Here is an 18,921-nt window from a genome sequence, read left to right on the forward strand (position 1 = left end):
TTGAAGCCTGAATGCGAAAAGGCGCGGGGCTGGCCCCGCGCCTTTTTGTTGGAGTGCACGCTCTTTCGAGGATCAGGCAATCTCGAAGCGGTCGAGGTTCATCACCTTGGTCCACGCCTTGACGAAATCCTTGACGAATTTGTCCTTGGTATCGACCGAGCCGTAGACCTCGGAAAGCGCTCGCAGTTGCGCGTGCGAGCCGAAGATCAGGTCGGCGCGGGTGCCGGTCCATTTGACCGCCTTGGTCTTGCGGTCACGCGCTTCGTAGATCTCGTCGGAGCCCGACGCCGGATCCCAGACCGTCGCCATGCTGAGCAGGTTGACGAAGAAGTCGTTGCTCAGCGTGCCTGGTCTGTCGGTGAACACGCCGTGCTTCGAGCCGCCGGAGTTGGCGCCGAGCACCCTCAAGCCGCCGACCAGCACCGTCATTTCTGGCGCTGTCAGGGTCAGGAGCTGCGCCCGGTCGACCAGCAACGCCTCGACCGACAGTGGCAGCTTGCCCCTGGCATAGTTGCGGAAGCCATCGACGACCGGCTCGAGTGCGGCGAAGGACTGGGCGTCGGTCTGTTCCTGCGAGGCGTCCATGCGGCCCGGGGTGAACGGCACCTTCACCTGGTGGCCGCCGTCCTTCGCCGCCTTTTCGACCGCGGCGACGCCGCCGAGCACGATCAGGTCCGCGAGCGAGATCTTCTTGTCGCCGGTCTGCGCTGCGTTGAACTCCTTCTGGATAGTTTCGAGCTTCGCCAGTACCGTCGACAGCTTGGCGGGCTGGTTGACCTCCCAGTCCTTCTGGGGACTCAGGCGAATGCGCGCGCCGTTGGCGCCGCCGCGCTTGTCGGAGCCGCGGAAGGTCGAGGCCGAGGCCCAGGCGGTCGAGACCAGGTCGGAGACCGACAGGCCGGAGGCGAGGATCTTGGCCTTTAGCGCAGCGATGTCCCCTTCGCTCGCCAACTCGTGGTCGATCGCCGGAATCGGATCCTGCCAGATCAGCTCTTCCTTCGGCACGAGCGGGCCGAGATAGCGCACGACCGGCCCCATGTCGCGGTGGGTGAGCTTGAACCAGGCGCGGGCGAAGACGTCGGCGAACTCAGCGGGATGCTGGTGGAACCGCCGCGAGATCTTCTCGTAGGCCGGGTCGAAGCGCAGCGAAAGGTCGGTGGTGAGCATGGCCGGCGCATGGCGCTTGGACGGATTGTGCGCGTCCGGCACCAGGCCGGCGCCGGCGCCGGCCTTCGGCGTCCATTGATGGGCGCCCGCCGGGCTCTTCGTCAGCTCCCATTCGTAGTTGAAGAGGTTGTCGAAGAAGTTGTTGCTCCACTTCGTCGGCGTCGTGGTCCAGGTGACCTCGAGGCCCGAGGTGATGGCGTCGCCGGCAATACCGGTGGCGTATTTGCTCGACCAGCCGAGGCCCTGCGCCTCGATGCCGGCGCCTTCCGGCTCGGCGCCGACAAGTGCGGCATCGCCGGCGCCATGGGTCTTGCCGAAGGTGTGACCGCCGGCGATCAGCGCGACTGTCTCCTCGTCGTTCATCGCCATGCGGCGGAAGGTCTCGCGGATGTCGCGCGCCGCGGCCAGCGGATCCGGATTGCCGTTGGGGCCTTCGGGATTGACGTAGATCAGGCCCATCTGCACGGCGCCGAGATGGCCATGGAGCTCGCGGTCGCCGGAGTAGCGCTCGTCACCCAGCCACTTCGCCTCGGAACCCCAGTTCACGTCCTGCTCGGGCTCCCAGACGTCGGCGCGGCCGCCGGCGAAGCCGAAGGTCTTGAAGCCCATCGATTCCAGCGCGACGTTGCCGGCGAGGATCATCAGGTCGGCCCAGGAGATCCTGCGGCCATACTTCTGCTTGACCGGCCAGAGCAGGCGGCGCGCCTTGTCGAGATTGGCGTTGTCTGGCCAGCTGTTCAGCGGCGCGAAACGCTGCTGGCCGGCGCCGGCGCCGCCGCGGCCGTCACCGATGCGATAGGTGCCGGCGCTGTGCCAGGCCATGCGGATGAACAGCGGCCCGTAATGGCCGAAGTCAGCCGGCCACCAGTCCTGCGAATCCGTCATCACATGGTGCAGGTCCTTGATCACCGCATCGAGGTCGAGGCTCTTGAACTCCTTGGCGTAGTCGAAATCCTCGCCCATCGGGTCCGAGAGGTTCGACTGCTGGTGGAGCACGCCGAGGTCGAGCTGGTTCGGCCACCAGTCACGGTTGGTCCGGCCGGCGGATCCATGCGCCACAGGGCATTTGCCCGCGCTGTTGTCGTCGGTTTTCGCGTCCATCTTACTCTCCGATTTTTGCCGAGATTTGATTTTTCACCAGGGGCTGCCAGCGGCCGCGCCAATCTGGAACGATTCCAGACTAGGCCGGCGAGACGATAAAGACAAATTGCCTTTCCTGTTTTTTCCGATAGGATTTCCTTATGATCGGCCTCACCGTCCGGCAGATGCAATATTTCGACGCGCTGGCGCAGACGCTGCATTTCGGCCGCGCCGCCAAGCTCGCCGGCGTCAGTCAGCCGGCGCTCTCCGCACAGATCGCGGAGATGGAACAGCGGCTGGCCTGCCGTCTGTTCGAGCGCGGCGGCAAGACGGTGCGAATGACCGACGAGGCGCTGGCCTTGCAGCCACGCATCGAGCGCATCCTCGCCGATATCCGTGACGTCGAGACGACGGCCCGGCGCGGCCGCCCCGCCATGGAAGGGCGCTTCCGCCTGGGCATCATTCCCACGGTCGCGCCCTATCTGCTGCCGCATGTGTTGCCGGAATTGAGAAAGCATTTCCCGGTCCTGCAACTCGAACTGCGCGAGGCGGTGACCGCGTCGCTGGTCGAGGACACAGCTTCCGGCCGGTTGGACGCCTTCATCGCCGCGCTGCCGCTCGACCATCCCGGCCTAGTCAGCGAAGAGCTTTTCCCTGACCGCTTCTTCCTTGCCGTGCCGTCAGGCGATCCGGCCTTCGCCTCGCCGCCGGTGCCGCCGGAAAGCCCGGCGCTGGAAAGGCTGATGCTGCTGGAGGAAGGCCATTGTCTGCGCGAGCAGGCGCTGGCCGTGTGCGGCAATGTCCGTCCGGTGGCGATGGCAAGCTACGGCGCCACCAGCCTGACGACGCTGCTGCAGATGGTGGCGCATGGACTGGGCGTGACGCTCGTGCCGGAGATGGCGATGCGGCCGGCCGGCACCATCCCCGACCTCAAGATCGTCCCGTTCCAGGAACCGATGCCGCTGCGCATGATCTGCCTCGCCTGGCGCCGCAACAAGGCGCGGCATGACGAATGCGTGGAGTTGGCGAAAATCATCCGTGGGCTTGGCGAAGCTGTGCTGGCGAACTGAGAAGCGTCGTGTCCGACCGGATGTCTGCTTCTGGCGACTGGCGATCTGACCCGCGATCAACCGACTTGTCCCCATCCGTGCCATCGGGTTTCGTTCCTATCGGCCCAGTTGAAATGACAGCGGCGAGCACCATGGCAATGCCGCCCAACTGCATCGCCGATATCGTCTCGCCGAGAACCAGGACGGCAAAGACTATGCCGAGCAGGGGCTCGACATTGCTGATCATCGTGGCGCGCACAGAGCCGACAATCGGGAACGCGCAAAGGAAAGCCAACGTTCCGATGGTGGAACCGATCGCGACACCTGCAAACCCGACCCACCCCGCAACAGTCTGCGGCAACGCGAATACACTCATGAACGGAAACAGGAGCGCCAGCGTTATCGTTGCCGACACCATCATATAGAAAGCCACAGCCAGGCCGCCGGCCTGTCTCATGGCGCGGGCGCTTCCAACAATAACGAACACGCAGGTGACCGCTCCGAGAGCGGCAAGGCAAAGCCCCGTGGCATTCAAGGCGCTGAGCGAGAAACCAATGGCCAGGCCCAAGCCCGCGAATGCCGCTGTGAACGCCATCATCATTCTCATGTTCATCGCCCCGTCGCCGAGCAGCGCCGCGGCAACCCCTACCAGCAGAGGGTGCGAAAAATAGATCAGGATGACCATGTTGACGGGGATGTATTTGACCGCTCCCAGAAATCCGAACAGCATGACGGCGTAGGACACGCCGGCAACGCAGCTGACGATCAAAGATTTTCGGACTATCCAAAGGGTTTGGCCGAGCGAGACCATCAAGATCCAGGTCATTCCGACGGTTAACAGGCATCGCAGCGTTATGACGGACATGACGTTGCTGCCCCCGTCGTAGGCCAGCCTGGCGAAGCTCGGCACGACGGCTATCGCAACCGACGATAAGATGACCATGGCCGTGCCAATGGATTGGCGATGGCGAGGCGGGGCCAAAGCCCGGCTAATCTGTCGGTGATCCTTTGGAAGACTTTCAACCGCAGCCGTCATTGTCGTTCGCCCCAAATCATCCGCGCCTTCAAACCTCTTGTATCGCCGTGCAGGGATGCATCCGTGGCAGCCAGCGGGAAGCCAGCGGGATTCGATCTGTATCCGTTGTGCCTCCCGGGAATTGCGCGTTAATTGTGGAGCCAAGGGTTTGGATGACAGCGACCCAGCTGGCTGGTGGGCGTCGTGGCCGTAGAAATCACGTTGTTCGGAGACTTCGGGCTAAAGCTTGCGACCGGCCAGGATATCGACCTGCCGGGCCAGAAAGACCGTGCCCTGCTTGCGTTCCTGGCGCTATCGCCTGGCACGAACCACACGCGAGACAAGCTGGCAAACCTGTTATGGTGCGACCGAGGAGATCAGCAGGCCCGCGACAGCTTGAAACACGCCCTAACGCGCGTCCGGCACGGCCTGCAGGCATCGGCGGCATCTCCGATCGTTGCGGACCGGCGAACGGTGAAGCTCGATCCCGCCGCGGTGAAGACGGACGTCGCGACGTTCGAGCGGCTTTTGCGCGAAGGAACGCCGCAGTCGCTCCATGCCGCGGCTGCGCTCTACCGCGGGGAAATCATCGAGGATGTCCGCGTCCGAAGTCCCCCGTTCGAGGATTGGCTGCTTCTCGAGCGACGGCGCCTCCGACATCTTCTCGAAGCTGCGCTGACGAGAGCCATTGCCGATTCGATCGCCAACGGCGAATTGGGTTTTGCCGCGGAGGCCGCGCGGCGACTCCTCCTGCTTGATCCTCTCAACGAAGCGGCCAGCCGGGCAATCATGCAGGCAGAGGCCGAGGCGGGCCAAACCGTTCAGGCGTTGAGGCGGTACGAAGGACTGCGCGATCGCCTTCGCGCGGAGCTCGGAGTCAAGCCGGCGCCAGAGACAATTCGCCTCTACGAAGCCATCCGGGATCGCGCCGCTGAGGAGCCCGTTTCTGCTGTCAGCCCTGTCTTGCCTTCGACTGCGGAGATGCCGCTCCCCGAGAGGCCGGCGGTTGCCGTGCTGCCCTTCGAGAATCTCAGCGGCGATGCCGACCAACAGTATTTCAGCGATGGCATCTCCGAGGACTATCATCACCGAGCTGTCGCGGTTCAGGTCGCTGTTCGTGATCGCGCGACACTCTTCGTTTGCGTTCAAGGGCCGGCCGGTCAAGGTGCAGGAAATCGCGCGGGAATTGGGCGTGGCCTATGTGGTCGAGGGCAGTTTCCGCCGGGTGGGCGACAGGGTGCGCATCAGCGCGCAACTGGTGGATGCTGGTCGTGGCACCCAGCTATGGGCGGAAAAGTACGACTGGGAGCTTGTCGATATCTTTGCCGTTCAGGATGACGTCGCGAGGTCCGTGGCCGCGGCCGTCTGCGGGCGGGTGGACGTGGCGAGCCGGGACCGGGTCGAGCGTATGAGCCCGGACACGCTGCGGGCCTATGACCTGGTGCTGCGCGCCAAGTTCCTGACGCTTAACTATACGCGAAGCGAGAATGCGCAGGCTCGCGAATTCGCCGAGCGCGCGGCGACGCTGGATCCCAAGAGCGCTGCGGCATGCACTCATGCCGCATGGTGCCTCTTCTATGAATACATGGCCAAATGGACCCGTGACTCCGGCGCGTCGCTTCAAAGAGCTTTCGACTATGCGCAGCGCGCCGTTCTGCTCGATGAAACCGACAGCTTTGCCCATACATTGCTTGGCATAGTGCACCTGTTCAGACGGGAATTCGACCAGGCTCATACAGAAATCCTAGCCGGCGTGGCTCTCAATCCCAACGATTTCCTGGCGCGACGCTACTACGGCATGTTCCTTGCCGCGACCGGCAACGCTGAGAGCGGCATCGCTCAAATCGAGCTGGGGAGACGGCTCAATCCGTTCGATACGCGTTGGGTGCCATGGGACATGGGGATTGTCTGTTTCACAGCCCGCCGCTATCAGGAGGCGATCACCGCACTCAAGCAGGCCCGCAATCCCATCAATGAAGTGCACGGCTGGCTTGCAGCCAGCTATGCCCAAGCCGGCCTTTTGCAGGAAGCCAGATCGGCGCTGGAGCATTTCCTGCGCGTTGCGGAACAAGACATGGCGGTCTTTCCCGGCCGCAAGCTCGCCAACTGGGAGCCCTATTGGCACGGAGCTTTCGAGTATCAGGACCAGGCGGATTTCGACCACCTGTTCGACGCGCTTCGAAAGGCCGGATTGGACGACTGAAGCGAGCTACGGCAAGCGGACAATTCTGTTGAAGCATAGGCATATCCGTTGAAGCCGACCGCGGCGACACTATAGGGTCCCTGAAAAGTCGCATGGGGTTCAGGGTATTGCCGACCGACACGGCCCATGCAGCGGGGCAAGAACGACAATCGCGGATATCGCGCCGAAGCGCCTTTCGGGATGTCGCGATCGCGGTCCTGATCGGGCTTTTCGCCTTTGTCGTCTACAACGCAAACCTGCGGTCGATCCCGGCCGCCGATACCTATGCGGCGCGATATATGCCGTTCTCGATCCTGCGCGACCACAAGGTGGTGCTGGATTCCATCGTCAGGGAGGTCGCCCAGGGGCGCAAGCCGCCGGAGGCTCAAGGGCAAGTCGAGACCGCGGCCTGGATGCTGAAGGGGCCCGGCGGCCACCTGGTCTCCCTATACCCGGTTGCCGTCCCTGTCGTTGTCGCTCCGCTGTACCTTCCGGCCGTTCATTTCCTCTCGGCCAGGGGCTGGGAACCGCTGCTGTTCGACAAGGTTGCCCGGGTCATGGAGAAGCTCTGCGCCTCGCTCATGGCCGCGGGCTCGGTCATGCTTTTCTATCTGCTGCTGCGGCGCCGCTGCGAGCCGCGGACCGCCGTTTTTCTCACTGCCATCTATGCTTTCGGCACGACAACATGGGTCATCAGCAGCCAGGCGCTCTGGATGCATGGGCTGGCTCAGCTCCTTGTCATCGCGACCATGCTGTTGCTGACCGGGCCGGTCACCGCGCTCCGCGCCGCGGCAACGGGTTTTCTCTGCGCGCTCATTGCCGTCAACCGCCAACCCGATGCCATTCTGGCGGCGGGCCTCGGCCTCTATGGACTTTGGTGGGCGGGACGCAAAATCCCCCTCTACGTGGCCGCAGGGCTGATCCCAGTGGGCCTGGTGGTCGCCTACAATCTCCATTTCGTCGGCAATATCGCCGGTGCCTACGCCTTGATCGATCCGCCGGACAAGTACAGTGACGGCGTTCTGGGCGGCATTGCCGGCCTCCTGTTCAGCCCCACGCACGGGCTCTTCGTCTTTTCGCCTTTCCTGCTGTTTGTACCCTGCTTCCTGCGCCAGGTGCTGCGAGACCGGAAGATGCGCGGCCTGACCATCGCGATAGGCTGCGCCATGGTCGTCCAGGTGATCTTCTACAGCATGATAGACTGGCGCCAGGGCATGTCCTTTGGGCCGCGCTGGCTCACGGATATGGCGCCGATGCTTGTCTGGATGCTGCCGCCCGTGCTGGCGGCATTGTCGCGAGCGGGCCGGGTTGTGTTTGCAGCAGCCGCATTGGCGGCGGTCGCGATCGAGGTCGTCGGCGCGTTCTGGTACCTCGGCGTGGCGGATGCGCACGTGGTGGCGGCGCGCGGTCCCGACAGAATGCGGCCAGCATGGGACATCAACAACGCTCCCTTTATCGCCGAGCTGAAGCATCCGCCCGCGCCCATGGACCTCCTGACCCGGATGCGCGGCTATCTGGACGAGATCAGGGTCATCGAGGCGTCGGCGGCGGGAGGCCAGGCGACCGAGCGCCAGGTCGAGATCGTCGGATGGGCGCTCGCTGATGCGATGACTCCGGTCGATGTCAACGCCATGGTCGACGGCCAAGGCATAGCCGGCACAAACGCGTTCTTCGATCGTCCCGACGTCAGTCAGGCACTCGGCTCGACGAATGCCGCCGGCTGGCGAATCTCGTTTCCCGCCAGCAAGCTCGCGCCGGGCGACCATATGGTGAGCATCCTGGTGCATCCGTGGCAAGGCGGCGAACCGCGGCTCATCATGGAGCGCAAGTTCACCCTGGCACCGCCGCCGACTAGCGAGCAACGCGCGGTTCAGGCACTTGCCGAGAGACAACAGGCACCCGGCTACTGGCTGACGGATTTCACCAGTGGCACAGCGTTCGAGCAGACGCGCCAGGAACTGAACACCTACCTCAACGCTGTCATGGTTGACGTCCTTTCGCCCGTGGCGAACGAGGCCGGCGTGCCGGACATGCTGATGCGGGCGCGGCGATATCTGACGGACCAGATCGAACCCGGAGGCCTGGTCCGCTATCACGGACGACCCGATGCGCCGACGATCGGCACGCTGGGCTGCGCCATAACACCGGACGCCGACGACACGGCACTCGTCTGGCGCGTAGCGCCGAGCACGGACAGGACGCTGTTGGCCCCGGCGCTCGCCACCCTTGCGCAATATCGCAGGGCCGACGGTCTCTACAGGACCTGGCTCGCGCCGACGGAGCGCTATCAATGCCTCGACCCGGGGAGGGATCCAAACCCAGCCGATCTCGGCATCCAGATGCATGTGTTCATGCTGCTCGCCAAGGAAGACCCACCCGCGGCAAAAGCACTGTGCGAGGCCATGACCCGGAAAGCAGCCGATGGCGACGTCTGGGTGTACTACGCCGATGCCCCGCCTTTGCTCATCCTGCGGCTCGCCGAACTGCGCAAGGCCGGCTGCCCGCTACAGCTGCCATCGTCGCGCCTGCGCACGACAGTTCCCGGGCAAGAGATTTGGATCAGAGCCATTCAGCTTCTGCAGTTGACGGAGGACGGCGCGGCCACGGCCGACACCCACCACGAGGCAACAGAACTTCTGGACAAGATCGCCGCCGATGATTTTTCCTTGCTCAGGAGCACCCCTCCGCTCTTCTATCATAATGATCTGACTGCCTCGGTGCGGCGATTCTACTGGTCGCAAGAGCTAGGATATGCATTGTGGCTGAGGCTCGATTTCGAAAACCGATCCAGGCAGACCAAGGCTGGCTGCCGATCCGACAGTCTCCAGCAGCGATGCGGTGAAAAGTGACACGAATTCCAATCGAAACGGCCATTGCGACGCGTCCTCGGCCAGGATTGTCCGCATATCGGCTGTTGTCCTGCGTCCGCTTCGATGAAGTGCTGGCGCTTCAAGGCGCGCCGCTGCTTGGGGCGATCCTATCGATCGGCACCCTGACAAGCGGCAACCTGTTGGAGATCGCCGCTCTCATGAGCGGCAATTTCTGTCTGGTCGCGCATGTCTTTGTGTTCAACGACTGGTCGGGAATCGATGGCGACCTCAACAACCCCCGGCGTGCCTCCGGGACTTTTGCCGCCAGAGGGTTGACGCGGACCGAAATCGGCTGCCTGGCGCTGTCGCTTCTGGCGCTCAGCCTCCTGCTGTTCGGATTGGTCGGCCAGAACACTCTCCTGCTCGGGCTAGCGATTGCCGGCCTCAGCGCGCTCTACTCCGCCCCTCCCGTTCACCTCAAGGGCGCGCCTTTGTTCAGCTCGGCGCTTCATCTTGCCGGCGGGGCGCTGCACTTTCTGCTCGGCTACGCAACCTTCACGGCGATCGACGCACGCGGCTTGGCCATCAGCTGCTTCTTCGGGCTGGTGTTCACCGCAGGCCATTTCACGCATGAAACGCGCGATCACGAGAGTGACGACCTCAACGGGATCCGCACGAACGCCGTGGCTTTCGGCAAGAGGCAGAGCTTCTTTGCCGGGCTTGCCTTGTTCACGGTGGCCTATGCCCTTCTGGTTGCGCTCGCGCTGTTGGGCCTTGTACCCCTCGTGCTCGTTCTGGCCGCGGCCCTCTACCCCTTGCATGTCCTGGCATCGTTGCGGGCCTTGCGCGAGGGCCTCACCTACGAAAGCCTGATCCGGCTTCAGGGACAGTATCGAGCGTTCTTTGCGATCATCGGACTGCTGATGCTCGCAGCAGCGCTTCTTGCCTAGGCCCGCCCCTCCCAATGCTTTCCGTAATCGTTCCTGTCTTCAACGAAGTTGCGACGCTGCCAAGCGTGCTGTCCGTCATCAGCAGCGCGCTTCCCGGCATCGAGAAGGAAATCATCGTCGTCGATGACGGATCGACCGATGGGACCCGCGAGCTGCTGCGAAGGAATTTTCCAGACGGGCCTCGCTCGGCCTCCGGCATGGTGGTCGGTGCCAACGGAGATCTAGTCTTCACCGACGATGCGGCGGATGCTCGAGTTACCGTGCGACCGCACTACCAGGAGCGCAACAGGGGAAAGGGCGCCGCAGTGAGGAGCGGGCTCGCGGCCGCCAGCGGGGATGTCATCGTCATTCAAGACGCGGACCTCGAATACGACCCCGCGGACTGGACCGTGATGTACGACCTGATCACCGGGCGTAAGGTTGCTGACGTGGTTTACGGCTCGCGCTTCTATGGCCGGCCGCATCGGTCACTCTATTTCCACCACTATCTGGCGAACAGGTTCATCTCGCTGATGTTCAACCTGCTCTACAACCAGACGCTCACCGACATCGAATGCTGCTACAAGATGTTCACACGTGAGGTCAAAGACCGCCTGCGTCTCACCTGCGACGACTTTGGCTGTGAAATCCAGTTGAGCGCCCAGATCGCACGCGCGCGCCGCTTGCGCATCTATGAGGTAGGCATCAGCTACTACGGCCGGACCTATGACGAGGGCAAGAAGATTGGCTGGCGCGACGGGATGAAGGCGCTCTGGTATCTGATCCGGTTCCGGATTTCTTCGTGACTTGTTGGCGCCGTTTCGGCAGGAGGAGGGTCAGCGCGACCAGGACCGCCAGATAGGCGCCGGTCCCTGTCGAACGATCGCCTGCTTGCGATGACGCCAGCCCCCAGGCGAGAGGCACAGGCCGACAACGCCTGCGAGACAATGTGGTTCTGCTCGCAAGCGTCAACCCGCTATGCTGGTGTGACGGACTGGAACCGTCCGCCCTCTCCGTGCATTTCGGTGGATCGTGAACAAGCCAACGTTCAATACCAATCGGGGCGGGCCGGCAGGCTGGACAATCAAGCTCGGTGATTCCCCCGTTATTGGCACGGCGATCCACAGCGGCTCCGACGTCGGGCCGACCTGCCAATCGCTCCTGTGCATTTCCAACTCGGACCGACGGAGGGAGGAAGACCCCTTCACCGAGCACTTTATCGCCGATTTCCCAACCCAGATCATTGTTCATCGATCGCGCTTCCAAGTCGATCTGAACCGCGCGCGCGCGGCTGCGGTCTATCGGTCGCCGGATCAGTCCTGGGGTCTGAACGTATGGCGAGAGCCGCCTGCCGAGCACATTGTCGACGAGTCCGTTGCCTTTCACGACGCGTTCTACGGCGAACTCAAGCGTGTCCTTTCCGATGTCGAGAAACGTTACGGCAAGTTCGTCCTGGTCGACGTCCACAGCTACAACCACCGGCGCGAAGGGCCGACGGCAGCGGCTGCGCCGCAAGATGTCGCGCCTGACATCAACATCGGCACATTCTCGATGGACCGCACGCGCTGGGCGCCGGTCGTCGACGCCTTTGTGGAAACGCTGCGCGGCCATCGTTTCCATGGTGACCCGATCGACGTGCGCGAAAATGTGTCTTTCCAGGGCAAGGGCGAACAGACCCGCTTCGTCCATGCCAATTTCCCCGAGACGGGGTGTGCCATCGCGGTCGAGTTCAAGAAGATTTTCATGGACGAATGGAGCGGCGAGCCCGACTGGGCGGCAATCGAACGACTGCGCGCCATGCTTGCGTCGACGGTGCCCGTGCTCGAGGCAGCGCTGCGGGGCATGACATGAAACCGAAGCTGGTCCAGGCTGCCTCTCCGTTGGCGACAATCGAATCGGACCTCGACGCACTTTTCCGGGACGGTAAGCCGATCCGCCGCGAGTTCGGCGACGGCGACCGTTTGCACATCGATCGGCCGCTGCCCTTTCTCTGCGTCCATGTCGGCTCGCAGCAGGATGCGGCATTCGATGTTGTTTCCGCCAGTGCGTCCTATCTGATCGTGGCCAATGCCGGCTTCGCCGGCGAGGTTGCGCGGCTGATGGCGAAGAGGATACGCGATCGTTGCGGCGCATTCCTCGTACTCGACATCGGCGAATTGGCCGAAGACCGGTTCCTGACGGAGGACGTTCCGTTCCTGCCGCCTTTCGAGATTGCACTGGCCGGCGGCGGCACGGCGGGTGAGAAGGCAGCGCTCAAGCGCTTCGCCGCCGCCGCGTCCGGACGCGACGCAAAATACCGCACGCCCCGCGTGGACGAATTCAATCCCACGACACGCGCCGAAGCACGGCTCCCGGACCATCTCGGCAATGTGGCGCGCCTGACGGTGCGCTTCGCGCCAATCTACAGGGTGCCAGGCACCGAGCGCGTCTATCCTGAATTACGCGACCTCATCGTCGCCAACATGGTGGATTCGGCGCTTCAGGCCGTCAGCGCCTTTCTGAAGGCATCAAAGCTGGAACCGCCGGCAACCCATCGTTCGCTGGGGCGACGCGCCTATATCGACGCTGTCGTGCGCGCCGACCGGGCGCTCGACAGCGTCGCGTCGACATTCGATTTTCTGCTTGCCGTCACACCGATCAACGCCGAACCAGCCTGGCAGGAATTCCAGGCCGGCGGCTTCGAGCGGATGCCTGCGCTGCTCTACAGGCCGCTTGAGTTCGAGGTTGCCGCGCAGAAGCGGAAGCTCTATTCGGTCTCCCTTGATCACCTGGAAGATCCGCTCCTGACCAGGCTGCTGTCCGAAAAGCAGCAGGAACTCGATCTTCAACTGTCGATGCTCGCGGCACGCGAAACGGCCAGCTTCGTCGAACTCGGTCGAGCACTGTATGGCAGCGTCGAGCCTAGCCTGGCGGCGAGGGCACGCACCATTCTCGAAAAGACGCCCCGCGTTGCTTCGACGGCCCGACAGAAGGGCCTGGGCGCCGACGCTGTCGCCGCGGCCGCGCGAGACATGATCGCCGGATACAGTGCCGCCTACGCCGATTTCGACGCTTCCGTGGAGGTCCGCGCCGACCTGCCGGCCGGCCTCCTCGTCTCTCGGAACCGGCTGCTGGTTTCGCGCGACACCAATCTTCCACCGGAGCGACTGACCGCACTGCTCAGTCACGAGATCGGTGTTCATCTGCTGACCTATTTCAACGGCGATGCGCAAGGGCTCGCCATCTTCCGCAACGGGCTAGCCGGTTACGAGGGCATGCAGGAGGGACTGGCCGTGCTGGCGGAATATCTGGTCGGCGGCATGACCGCGGCGCGGCTGAGACTGATCGCGGCAAGGGTTATCGCGTGTCAGGCGATGCTCGCCGGCGCACCGTTTGAGTATACGTTCCGCGTTCTGCATGGTGATTTCGGTCTCGATGATCGCAGCGCCTTCAACGTCGTTCTGCGCGTCTTTCGAGGCGGCGGCTTGGCAAAAGACGCCATCTATCTGCGTGGCGTGGCGCAGGTTCTTGATCATCTGAAGAGTGGCGGCAGTCTCACGCCGTTCTGGATCGGCAAGATCTCCGCGGCGCATTTCGCCGATATCCAGGAACTCAACGCGCGCGGCTTGTTGCGGGCGCCGCGGCTCGAACCTGCGTTCCTCTCTTCCGACGCAGCGCGTCCACGCCTGAAGAAGGCGATGGCGGGGATCGATCCGATCGATATGGTTGAGACGTGAGCGGAGCCCCCGATGCGCATTGCGTTCTTCGTCAATTCGATTGAGAGCGAGACGCCCGGCTACACGACGACAACGCTGGCGCAGGCCGCGGTTCAGCGCGGTCATTCTGTTGTCTACGTTGAACCTGGCGACTTCATACTGCGTCCGGATGACAATCTGGCTGTCAGCGTCGCTGTCCTGCCGAACGCTCCCTACAGGACGACCGACAAGCTGTATGCTGCCCTGAAGGATGCCGCGAAGCAGAAAAAGACCTTCCCGACAGGCGAAGTCGACATCTTGTTTCTGCGCAACGACCCGTCGCTCGACGCCACCGATCGACCATGGGCCGCCAACGCAGGCGTTATGTTCGGGCGGCTCGCTGCGGAACGCGGCGTCGTCGTCGTCAACGATCCGGACGGTCTGGCGCAGGCACAAAGCAAGCTCTACCTGCAGACCTTCCCCGAGGCAGTTCGGCCGGCGACCCTGATATCGCGCAGCATTGTCGAGATCCGCGCGTTTATCGACAAGAACGCAAAGGGCTGCATCGTCAAGCCACTCCAGGGATCGGGTGGCAAGAACGTCTTCCATATCGCAACGCCTGCTGATTCCAACCTGAACCAGATTTTCGAGGCGGCCAGCGGTGACGGCTATCTCATCGCCCAGGTCTACATCCCGGAGGCCAAGGCCGGTGACGTGCGTCTCTTCCTGATGAACGGCCTGCCACTGATGCGCGATGGCAATTATGCAGCCTTTCGCCGCGTCCCCGCCAAGGGCGATGTTCGCTCCAACATCCACGCCGCCGGAACCGCCCGCAAGGTCAAGGTGACGGACACGATGTTGCGCATTGCCGAGATGGTACGCCCCAAATTGGTGAGCGACGGCATGTTTCTGGTTGGGCTCGACATAGCCGGCGACAAACTTCTCGAGATCAATGTGTTCACGCCAGGCGGGCTGTCGCGGCTCGCGGACATGTACAAGACTGATTTTGCCACACATGTCATCGTTGCGCTGGAAGAGAAGCTGACCCTGCGCCGGGCCTACGGAAAGACCATGCCGAATTCGCGGCTGGCGACCCTTTGATGAACGCAGGGCAAGCCGGCCATAAGATCGGCGATAGGGCAAGCAGCGGCTGGCTTTAGCGAGGAGACTGACCAGCTCGCAGCGCTGTCTTGTGGCATGCGCCCCGACAGAGCAATTCCAGGAAAAAGTGTGAAACGGCTTTCCGTCCGGAATTGCGTCAAAACAAAGAGATAGAGCGGTTCAGCGTTTCCGCGAACAATGAAAGCACCAGCGATTCCCAACCGGTGGCCGTCTCATCCCTGCATCCGGTTGCCAGCATGGACCAAGCCTTCAGGGTACAAATATCAGAAACACGTACGTAAGAAACACCACGACATGAACCATGCCCGTCAGGAATGTCGTTCTTTCGGTGCTGAAGCTCACGTTGCAAACGAAAAGCGCCAAAACCATAAGGACTGCGTCAGCCGCCGGCAGCCCCAGGGTCAAGCCTCGTCCCGTCAGCAGGCTGGCGGCGGCGACCGCCGGTATCGTGAGACCAATCGTGGCGCAAGCCGAACCCAACGCGACGTTCAAGCCGCGCTGCAGTTCGTTGCTGAGTGAAGCGCGAACCGCCGAAATGGCCTCCGGCATCAAGACCAGCCCCGCGATCAGCGCCCCCACGATGCTGTCCGCCTGGGTCACCTGATAGGCAACGAGCGCATCTTCGACACTCGCGGCGACCTGTTCAGCGAGCATGACAATGCCGATCAACCCGATGAACAGGAGCACGGCGCTGGCGTAGATGCCTTCGTGAGGGGCGCTTGCGATCAAGACGTCGCGCGCCTGTCCTTCGATGAAATCGTCGCGGTGCCGGACTGTCTGCGCGAACACGAAAGCCGCGTAAAGCAGAACCGAAAGCACACTGACAAAGCCAAGCTGGGCGGCCGAGAACGTGCCGGGATCGGTGGTCCGGGTGTAGGTCGGCAGGATGAGCGTCATCACCGTCAGCGCGATCAGGACCGCCAGGTAGGCGCTGGTCCCCTGTCGAACGATTGCCTGCTTGCGGTGACGCCAGCCGCCAAGCACGAGGCACAGGCCAACAACGCCGGTGCATGTGATCATCACAGTCGAGAAGACGGACTCGCGGGCAAGCGTCGGGTTGTTCTCGCCATGCAGCATCATGGAAACGATGATCGACACCTCGATCGCCGTCACGGCAAAGGTCAGCACCAGCGTGCCGTATGGCTCGCCCACCCGCCGAGCCACCGCCTCGGCATGCTCGAGCACGATGAAAATGGTGATGAACATGATCGCGCTCGAAAGCGCTCCGATTAGGATCCTGACGCTCGGCGAACCTGCGTCCACCGACATCCCGCTGGCTCTGACCGCGACGGCCATCGCCAGGGCGACCAAGGGCATCGCATAGGACGTCACCGATCGGCCGAAACCTGTCATCCGAGCCCCCGAACGCCGCGCGTTTCTGCGAACTTAGCGGAAAAGGGCGGCGGGGGCACCTCTCACAGGCATCTTTGCCTGCCAAGCGCACCATTCAAAACACGATTGAGGCCAGGGCACCGTTTTGCGCATCGAATGTCTCGATGGCCTTGCGAACCGCCCCACAAAATCGTTCCAGAAGTTCCAACTCGTTCCCCAGTCGACGGCGCAACGACAAGGGCACTTCCAGCTGTGCTCCTTTCCCCGTCAAGCCTCGGTTGACGATGCAAATCCTGGATACCTGGAAAGGGATGGTTGTCCTTTTGCGTCTGGAAGTCGGCGTCCTGCAGACGCCAGGCTATCTCCGAAACCAACGCGGCGTCCTTGCCGCCGAGGTAGACTGTCGAGGGATCGTCCCGATCCCGACGACCGTGGATAGCGACGACCGTGGACTTGGTCCGCAACAGTTCCAGCGCGGTTGCCTCGTCAAAGTTTCTGGATGTTATGTGCAGCTCTCGGTTGCTTTCCGGCATGAGCCCTTCAAAGCAATACATATCGAGATCGCGCCCGGCTATCGTCTCGGTGATCAGGGAGGTGCGGGGCTCGATCTTGCCGCCATGCGGGGCCATGACGATCGCACTGCCGGTTCGCCCTCCGCGCCGGACGACTATGCGAAAATCTATGTTTTCGGTTTTGGCAGCCTTCAGCGCCGCGAAATTCGGAAACTCGTTGTCCATAAATGCCGTTTCACGCCGTCTTCTGCACCACCAAACCCAGTTCTTCGATCATCGCGTCGCGCATCAGGAATTTCTGCGGCTTGCCGGTGACCGTCATCGGCAGTTCGGTGCGGAAGCGGATATAGCGAGGCACCTTGTAGTGCGCGATCTGGCCGGCGCAGAAGGCCTTGATCTCCTGCTCCGTGGCAACCTGGCCGGGTTTCAGCACGACCCAGGCGCATAGCTCCTCGCCATATTTGTCGTCCGGGACGCCGAAGACCTGCACTTCCTTGATCTTGGGATGGCGGTAGAGGAACTCCTCGACCTCGCGCGGATAGACGTTCTCGCCGCCGCGGATGACCATGTCCTTGACCCGGCCGACGATGTTGCAATAGCCCTCGACGTCTATCGTCGCTAGGTCGCCAGTGTGCATCCAGCCGTCGGCGTCGATCGCCTCGCGGGTCTTCTCGGCGTCTTCCCAGTAGCCCTTCATCACCGAATAGCCGCGCGTACAGAGCTCACCCGGCGCGCCAACCGCGACGGTAGCGCCATCGGCGTCGATGGCCTTGACTTCGACATGGGGATGGATGCGCCCGACGGTGGAGACGCGCTTTTCCAGCGGATCGTGGACGCCGCTCTGGAACGACACAGGGCTGGTCTCGGTCATGCCGTAGGCGATGGTCACCTCAGACATATGCATCAGCGACACCACCTTCTTCATCACCTCGATCGGGCATGGCGAGCCGGCCATGATGCCAGTGCGCAGACTGGAAAGATCGAAGCTCGAAAAATCGGCATGGTCGAGCATGGCGACGAACATGGTCGGCACGCCATAGATGCCGGTGCAGCGCTCCTGCGCCACGGCCTTCAGCGTCGCGCCGGCATCGAAGCCCTCGCCCGGAAACACCATGGTGGCGCCCTTGGTGACGCAGCCCATCGTGCCCATCGACATGCCGAAGCAGTGGTAGAGCGGCACGGGGATGCAAAGCCGGTCGTCGACGGTGAGCTTGATCGCCGCGGTGACGAAATTGCCGTTGTTGACGATGTTCAAATGGGTGAGCGTCGCACCCTTCGGCGCACCGGTCGTGCCGCTCGTGAACTGGATGTTGATGGCCTCATTCGGTTTCAGCCGCTCGGAGATGCGGTCGAGGCTGTCATGCTCGTCACGCCCGGCCATGGCCAGCACGTCGCCGAAATTGAACATGCCGGGCGAATTGTCCTCGCCCATGCGGATGACGATCTTCAGCGCCGGCAGCTTCTTCGCGTTGAGCTTACCTGGCGTCGCGGTGGCGATCTCCGGCGCCAGTGTCTCGATCATGCCGAGATAGTCGGACGTCTTGAAGCTGGCGGCCGTGACCAGCGCCGTGCAGCCGACCTTGTTGAGGGCATATTCCAGCTCGGTCAGCCGGTAGGCCGGGTTGATGTTGACCAGGATCAGGCCGATGCGCGCGGTGGCGAATTGCGTCACCAGCCATTCCCAGCGGTTGGGCGACCAGATGCCGACGCGGTCGCCCTTTTCCAGCCCGAGCGCCAGGAAGCCGGCGGCGAGCGCATCCACCGTGTCCGACAGCTCGCTCCAGGTGAAGCGCTTGTCCTGGCCGACGAAGACTGCGGCGTCGAGCGTGGCGTATTTCGCGACCGTGTCGGAGAACAGTTCCGGGATGGTCTTGTCGAGCAAGGGCACCGAGTTGTCGCCCGAGACGTGCGCCTTGCCACCGACCGGGGCAATGAAGGTGCCGCTCGCGCTTCGCCCGCGCAGATTGGTGGCGTTCATGAGCTCGTCGAGTTTGATCGCCATCGCCGTCTCCTCCCGGGATAGACCGAGCCTATCAGTCCGCCGGGGCA

At 62.9% G+C, this 18,921-nt stretch carries 15 protein-coding genes; 9 read left to right on the forward strand and 6 right to left on the reverse strand.

All coding sequences use genetic code 11. The features are described from left to right. Positions 1 to 72 precede the first annotated feature (72 nt). On the reverse strand, positions 73 to 2,268 hold the full coding sequence (katG, locus tag EJ073_RS14825; RefSeq protein WP_126056383.1) for a catalase/peroxidase HPI: 2,196 nt from the start codon (positions 2,266 to 2,268) through the stop codon (positions 73 to 75). 140 nt (positions 2,269 to 2,408) lie between these two features. On the opposite strand from katG, the gene EJ073_RS14830 reads away from it, so the two are divergent. Next, positions 2,409 to 3,317: a hydrogen peroxide-inducible genes activator gene (locus EJ073_RS14830; RefSeq protein ID WP_126056384.1), complete on the forward strand. Its 909-nt coding sequence runs from the start codon at positions 2,409 to 2,411 to the stop codon at positions 3,315 to 3,317. Here the strand turns inward: EJ073_RS14830 and EJ073_RS14835 are convergent. Beyond that, positions 3,280 to 4,332: a DMT family transporter gene (locus tag EJ073_RS14835; RefSeq protein ID WP_126056385.1), complete on the reverse strand. Its 1,053-nt coding sequence runs from the start codon at positions 4,330 to 4,332 to the stop codon at positions 3,280 to 3,282. The two genes, EJ073_RS14830 and EJ073_RS14835, sit on opposite strands and share 38 nt — an antisense overlap. Before the next feature lie 387 nt (positions 4,333 to 4,719). Beyond that, positions 4,720 to 5,361: a hypothetical protein gene (locus EJ073_RS32165; RefSeq protein WP_245455618.1), complete on the reverse strand. Its 642-nt coding sequence runs from the start codon at positions 5,359 to 5,361 to the stop codon at positions 4,720 to 4,722. Here EJ073_RS32165 and EJ073_RS14845 point away from each other — a divergent pair. The 7 genes from EJ073_RS14845 to EJ073_RS14880 all read left to right on the forward strand — a co-directional run bounded on the left by EJ073_RS14845 (position 5,351) and on the right by EJ073_RS14880 (position 15,007). After that, positions 5,351 to 6,514, forward strand: a complete 1,164-nt coding sequence (locus EJ073_RS14845) for a hypothetical protein (RefSeq protein WP_245455620.1) — start codon at positions 5,351 to 5,353, stop codon at positions 6,512 to 6,514. The genes EJ073_RS32165 and EJ073_RS14845 overlap by 11 nt on opposite strands. A 92-nt stretch (positions 6,515 to 6,606) precedes the next feature. After that, positions 6,607 to 9,342 carry a hypothetical protein gene (locus EJ073_RS14850; protein WP_126056388.1) on the forward strand — a complete coding sequence of 912 codons (2,736 nt, stop codon included), beginning with the start codon at positions 6,607 to 6,609 and terminating at the stop codon, positions 9,340 to 9,342. A 65-nt stretch (positions 9,343 to 9,407) separates the two neighbouring features. Continuing rightward, entirely contained in the window at positions 9,408 to 10,253 is an 846-nt protein-coding gene (locus EJ073_RS14855; protein WP_189347762.1) for a UbiA family prenyltransferase, read from the forward strand. Between the two features lie 14 nt (positions 10,254 to 10,267). Further along, entirely contained in the window at positions 10,268 to 11,038 is a 771-nt protein-coding gene (locus EJ073_RS14860; RefSeq protein ID WP_126056390.1) for a glycosyltransferase family 2 protein, read from the forward strand. 226 nt (positions 11,039 to 11,264) lie between these two features. Beyond that, on the forward strand, positions 11,265 to 12,083 hold the full coding sequence (locus tag EJ073_RS14870) for an N-formylglutamate amidohydrolase (RefSeq protein WP_245455622.1): 819 nt from the start codon (positions 11,265 to 11,267) through the stop codon (positions 12,081 to 12,083). Beyond that, complete coding sequence (locus tag EJ073_RS14875) at positions 12,080 to 13,948, forward strand: flavohemoglobin expression-modulating QEGLA motif protein (RefSeq protein ID WP_126056392.1); 1,869 nt, start codon at positions 12,080 to 12,082, stop codon at positions 13,946 to 13,948. The genes EJ073_RS14870 and EJ073_RS14875 overlap by 4 nt, the downstream gene beginning before the upstream one ends. A gap of 12 nt (positions 13,949 to 13,960) precedes the next feature. Next, positions 13,961 to 15,007, forward strand: coding sequence for a glutathione synthetase (locus tag EJ073_RS14880; protein WP_126056393.1), 1,047 nt, complete (start codon positions 13,961 to 13,963; stop codon positions 15,005 to 15,007). A 270-nt stretch (positions 15,008 to 15,277) separates the two neighbouring features. Here the strand turns inward: EJ073_RS14880 and EJ073_RS14885 are convergent, their stop codons facing one another. Then, the gene (locus EJ073_RS14885) at positions 15,278 to 16,234 is read right to left on the reverse strand and encodes a calcium:proton antiporter (RefSeq protein ID WP_245455624.1); all 957 of its coding nucleotides are present in this window, start codon (positions 16,232 to 16,234) and stop codon (positions 15,278 to 15,280) included. On the opposite strand from EJ073_RS14885, the gene EJ073_RS32760 reads away from it, so the two are divergent. Next, positions 16,227 to 16,352, forward strand: a complete 126-nt coding sequence (locus EJ073_RS32760) for a hypothetical protein (protein ID WP_281033066.1) — start codon at positions 16,227 to 16,229, stop codon at positions 16,350 to 16,352. The genes EJ073_RS14885 and EJ073_RS32760 overlap by 8 nt on opposite strands. Positions 16,353 to 16,443: 91 nt before the next feature. On the opposite strand, the gene EJ073_RS14890 is transcribed toward EJ073_RS32760, so the two are convergent. Both EJ073_RS14890 and EJ073_RS14895 read right to left on the reverse strand, forming a co-directional pair. Then, positions 16,444 to 17,097: a poly-gamma-glutamate hydrolase family protein gene (locus tag EJ073_RS14890; protein ID WP_126056395.1), complete on the reverse strand. Its 654-nt coding sequence runs from the start codon at positions 17,095 to 17,097 to the stop codon at positions 16,444 to 16,446. A gap of 10 nt (positions 17,098 to 17,107) precedes the next feature. After that, positions 17,108 to 18,874: an AMP-binding protein gene (locus EJ073_RS14895; RefSeq protein ID WP_126056396.1), complete on the reverse strand. Its 1,767-nt coding sequence runs from the start codon at positions 18,872 to 18,874 to the stop codon at positions 17,108 to 17,110. Positions 18,875 to 18,921: the final 47 nt, after the last annotated feature.

Origin of the sequence: Mesorhizobium sp. M4B.F.Ca.ET.058.02.1.1 (assembly GCF_003952505.1) — a bacterium.
Lineage (GTDB): Bacteria > Pseudomonadota > Alphaproteobacteria > Rhizobiales > Rhizobiaceae > Mesorhizobium.

What these genes read in the sequence shown, in the direction of transcription:
- katG (WP_126056383.1), bottom strand. Translation starts at nt 2,268, where the DNA reads ATGGACGCGAAAACCGACGACAACAGCGCGGGCAAATGCCCTGTGGCG.
- EJ073_RS14830 (WP_126056384.1), top strand. Translation starts at nt 2,409, where the DNA reads ATGATCGGCCTCACCGTCCGGCAGATGCAATATTTCGACGCGCTGGCG.
- EJ073_RS14835 (WP_126056385.1), bottom strand. Translation starts at nt 4,332, where the DNA reads ATGACGGCTGCGGTTGAAAGTCTTCCAAAGGATCACCGACAGATTAGC.
- EJ073_RS14845 (WP_245455620.1), top strand. Translation starts at nt 5,351, where the DNA reads ATGCCGACCAACAGTATTTCAGCGATGGCATCTCCGAGGACTATCATC.
- EJ073_RS14850 (WP_126056388.1), top strand. Translation starts at nt 6,607, where the DNA reads ATGGGGTTCAGGGTATTGCCGACCGACACGGCCCATGCAGCGGGGCAA.
- EJ073_RS14860 (WP_126056390.1), top strand. Translation starts at nt 10,268, where the DNA reads ATGCTTTCCGTAATCGTTCCTGTCTTCAACGAAGTTGCGACGCTGCCA.
- EJ073_RS14875 (WP_126056392.1), top strand. Translation starts at nt 12,080, where the DNA reads ATGAAACCGAAGCTGGTCCAGGCTGCCTCTCCGTTGGCGACAATCGAA.
- EJ073_RS14880 (WP_126056393.1), top strand. Translation starts at nt 13,961, where the DNA reads ATGCGCATTGCGTTCTTCGTCAATTCGATTGAGAGCGAGACGCCCGGC.
- EJ073_RS32760 (WP_281033066.1), top strand. Translation starts at nt 16,227, where the DNA reads ATGAACATGATCGCGCTCGAAAGCGCTCCGATTAGGATCCTGACGCTC.
- EJ073_RS14885 (WP_245455624.1), bottom strand. Translation starts at nt 16,234, where the DNA reads ATGTTCATCACCATTTTCATCGTGCTCGAGCATGCCGAGGCGGTGGCT.
- EJ073_RS14890 (WP_126056395.1), bottom strand. Translation starts at nt 17,097, where the DNA reads ATGGACAACGAGTTTCCGAATTTCGCGGCGCTGAAGGCTGCCAAAACC.
- EJ073_RS14895 (WP_126056396.1), bottom strand. Translation starts at nt 18,874, where the DNA reads ATGGCGATCAAACTCGACGAGCTCATGAACGCCACCAATCTGCGCGGG.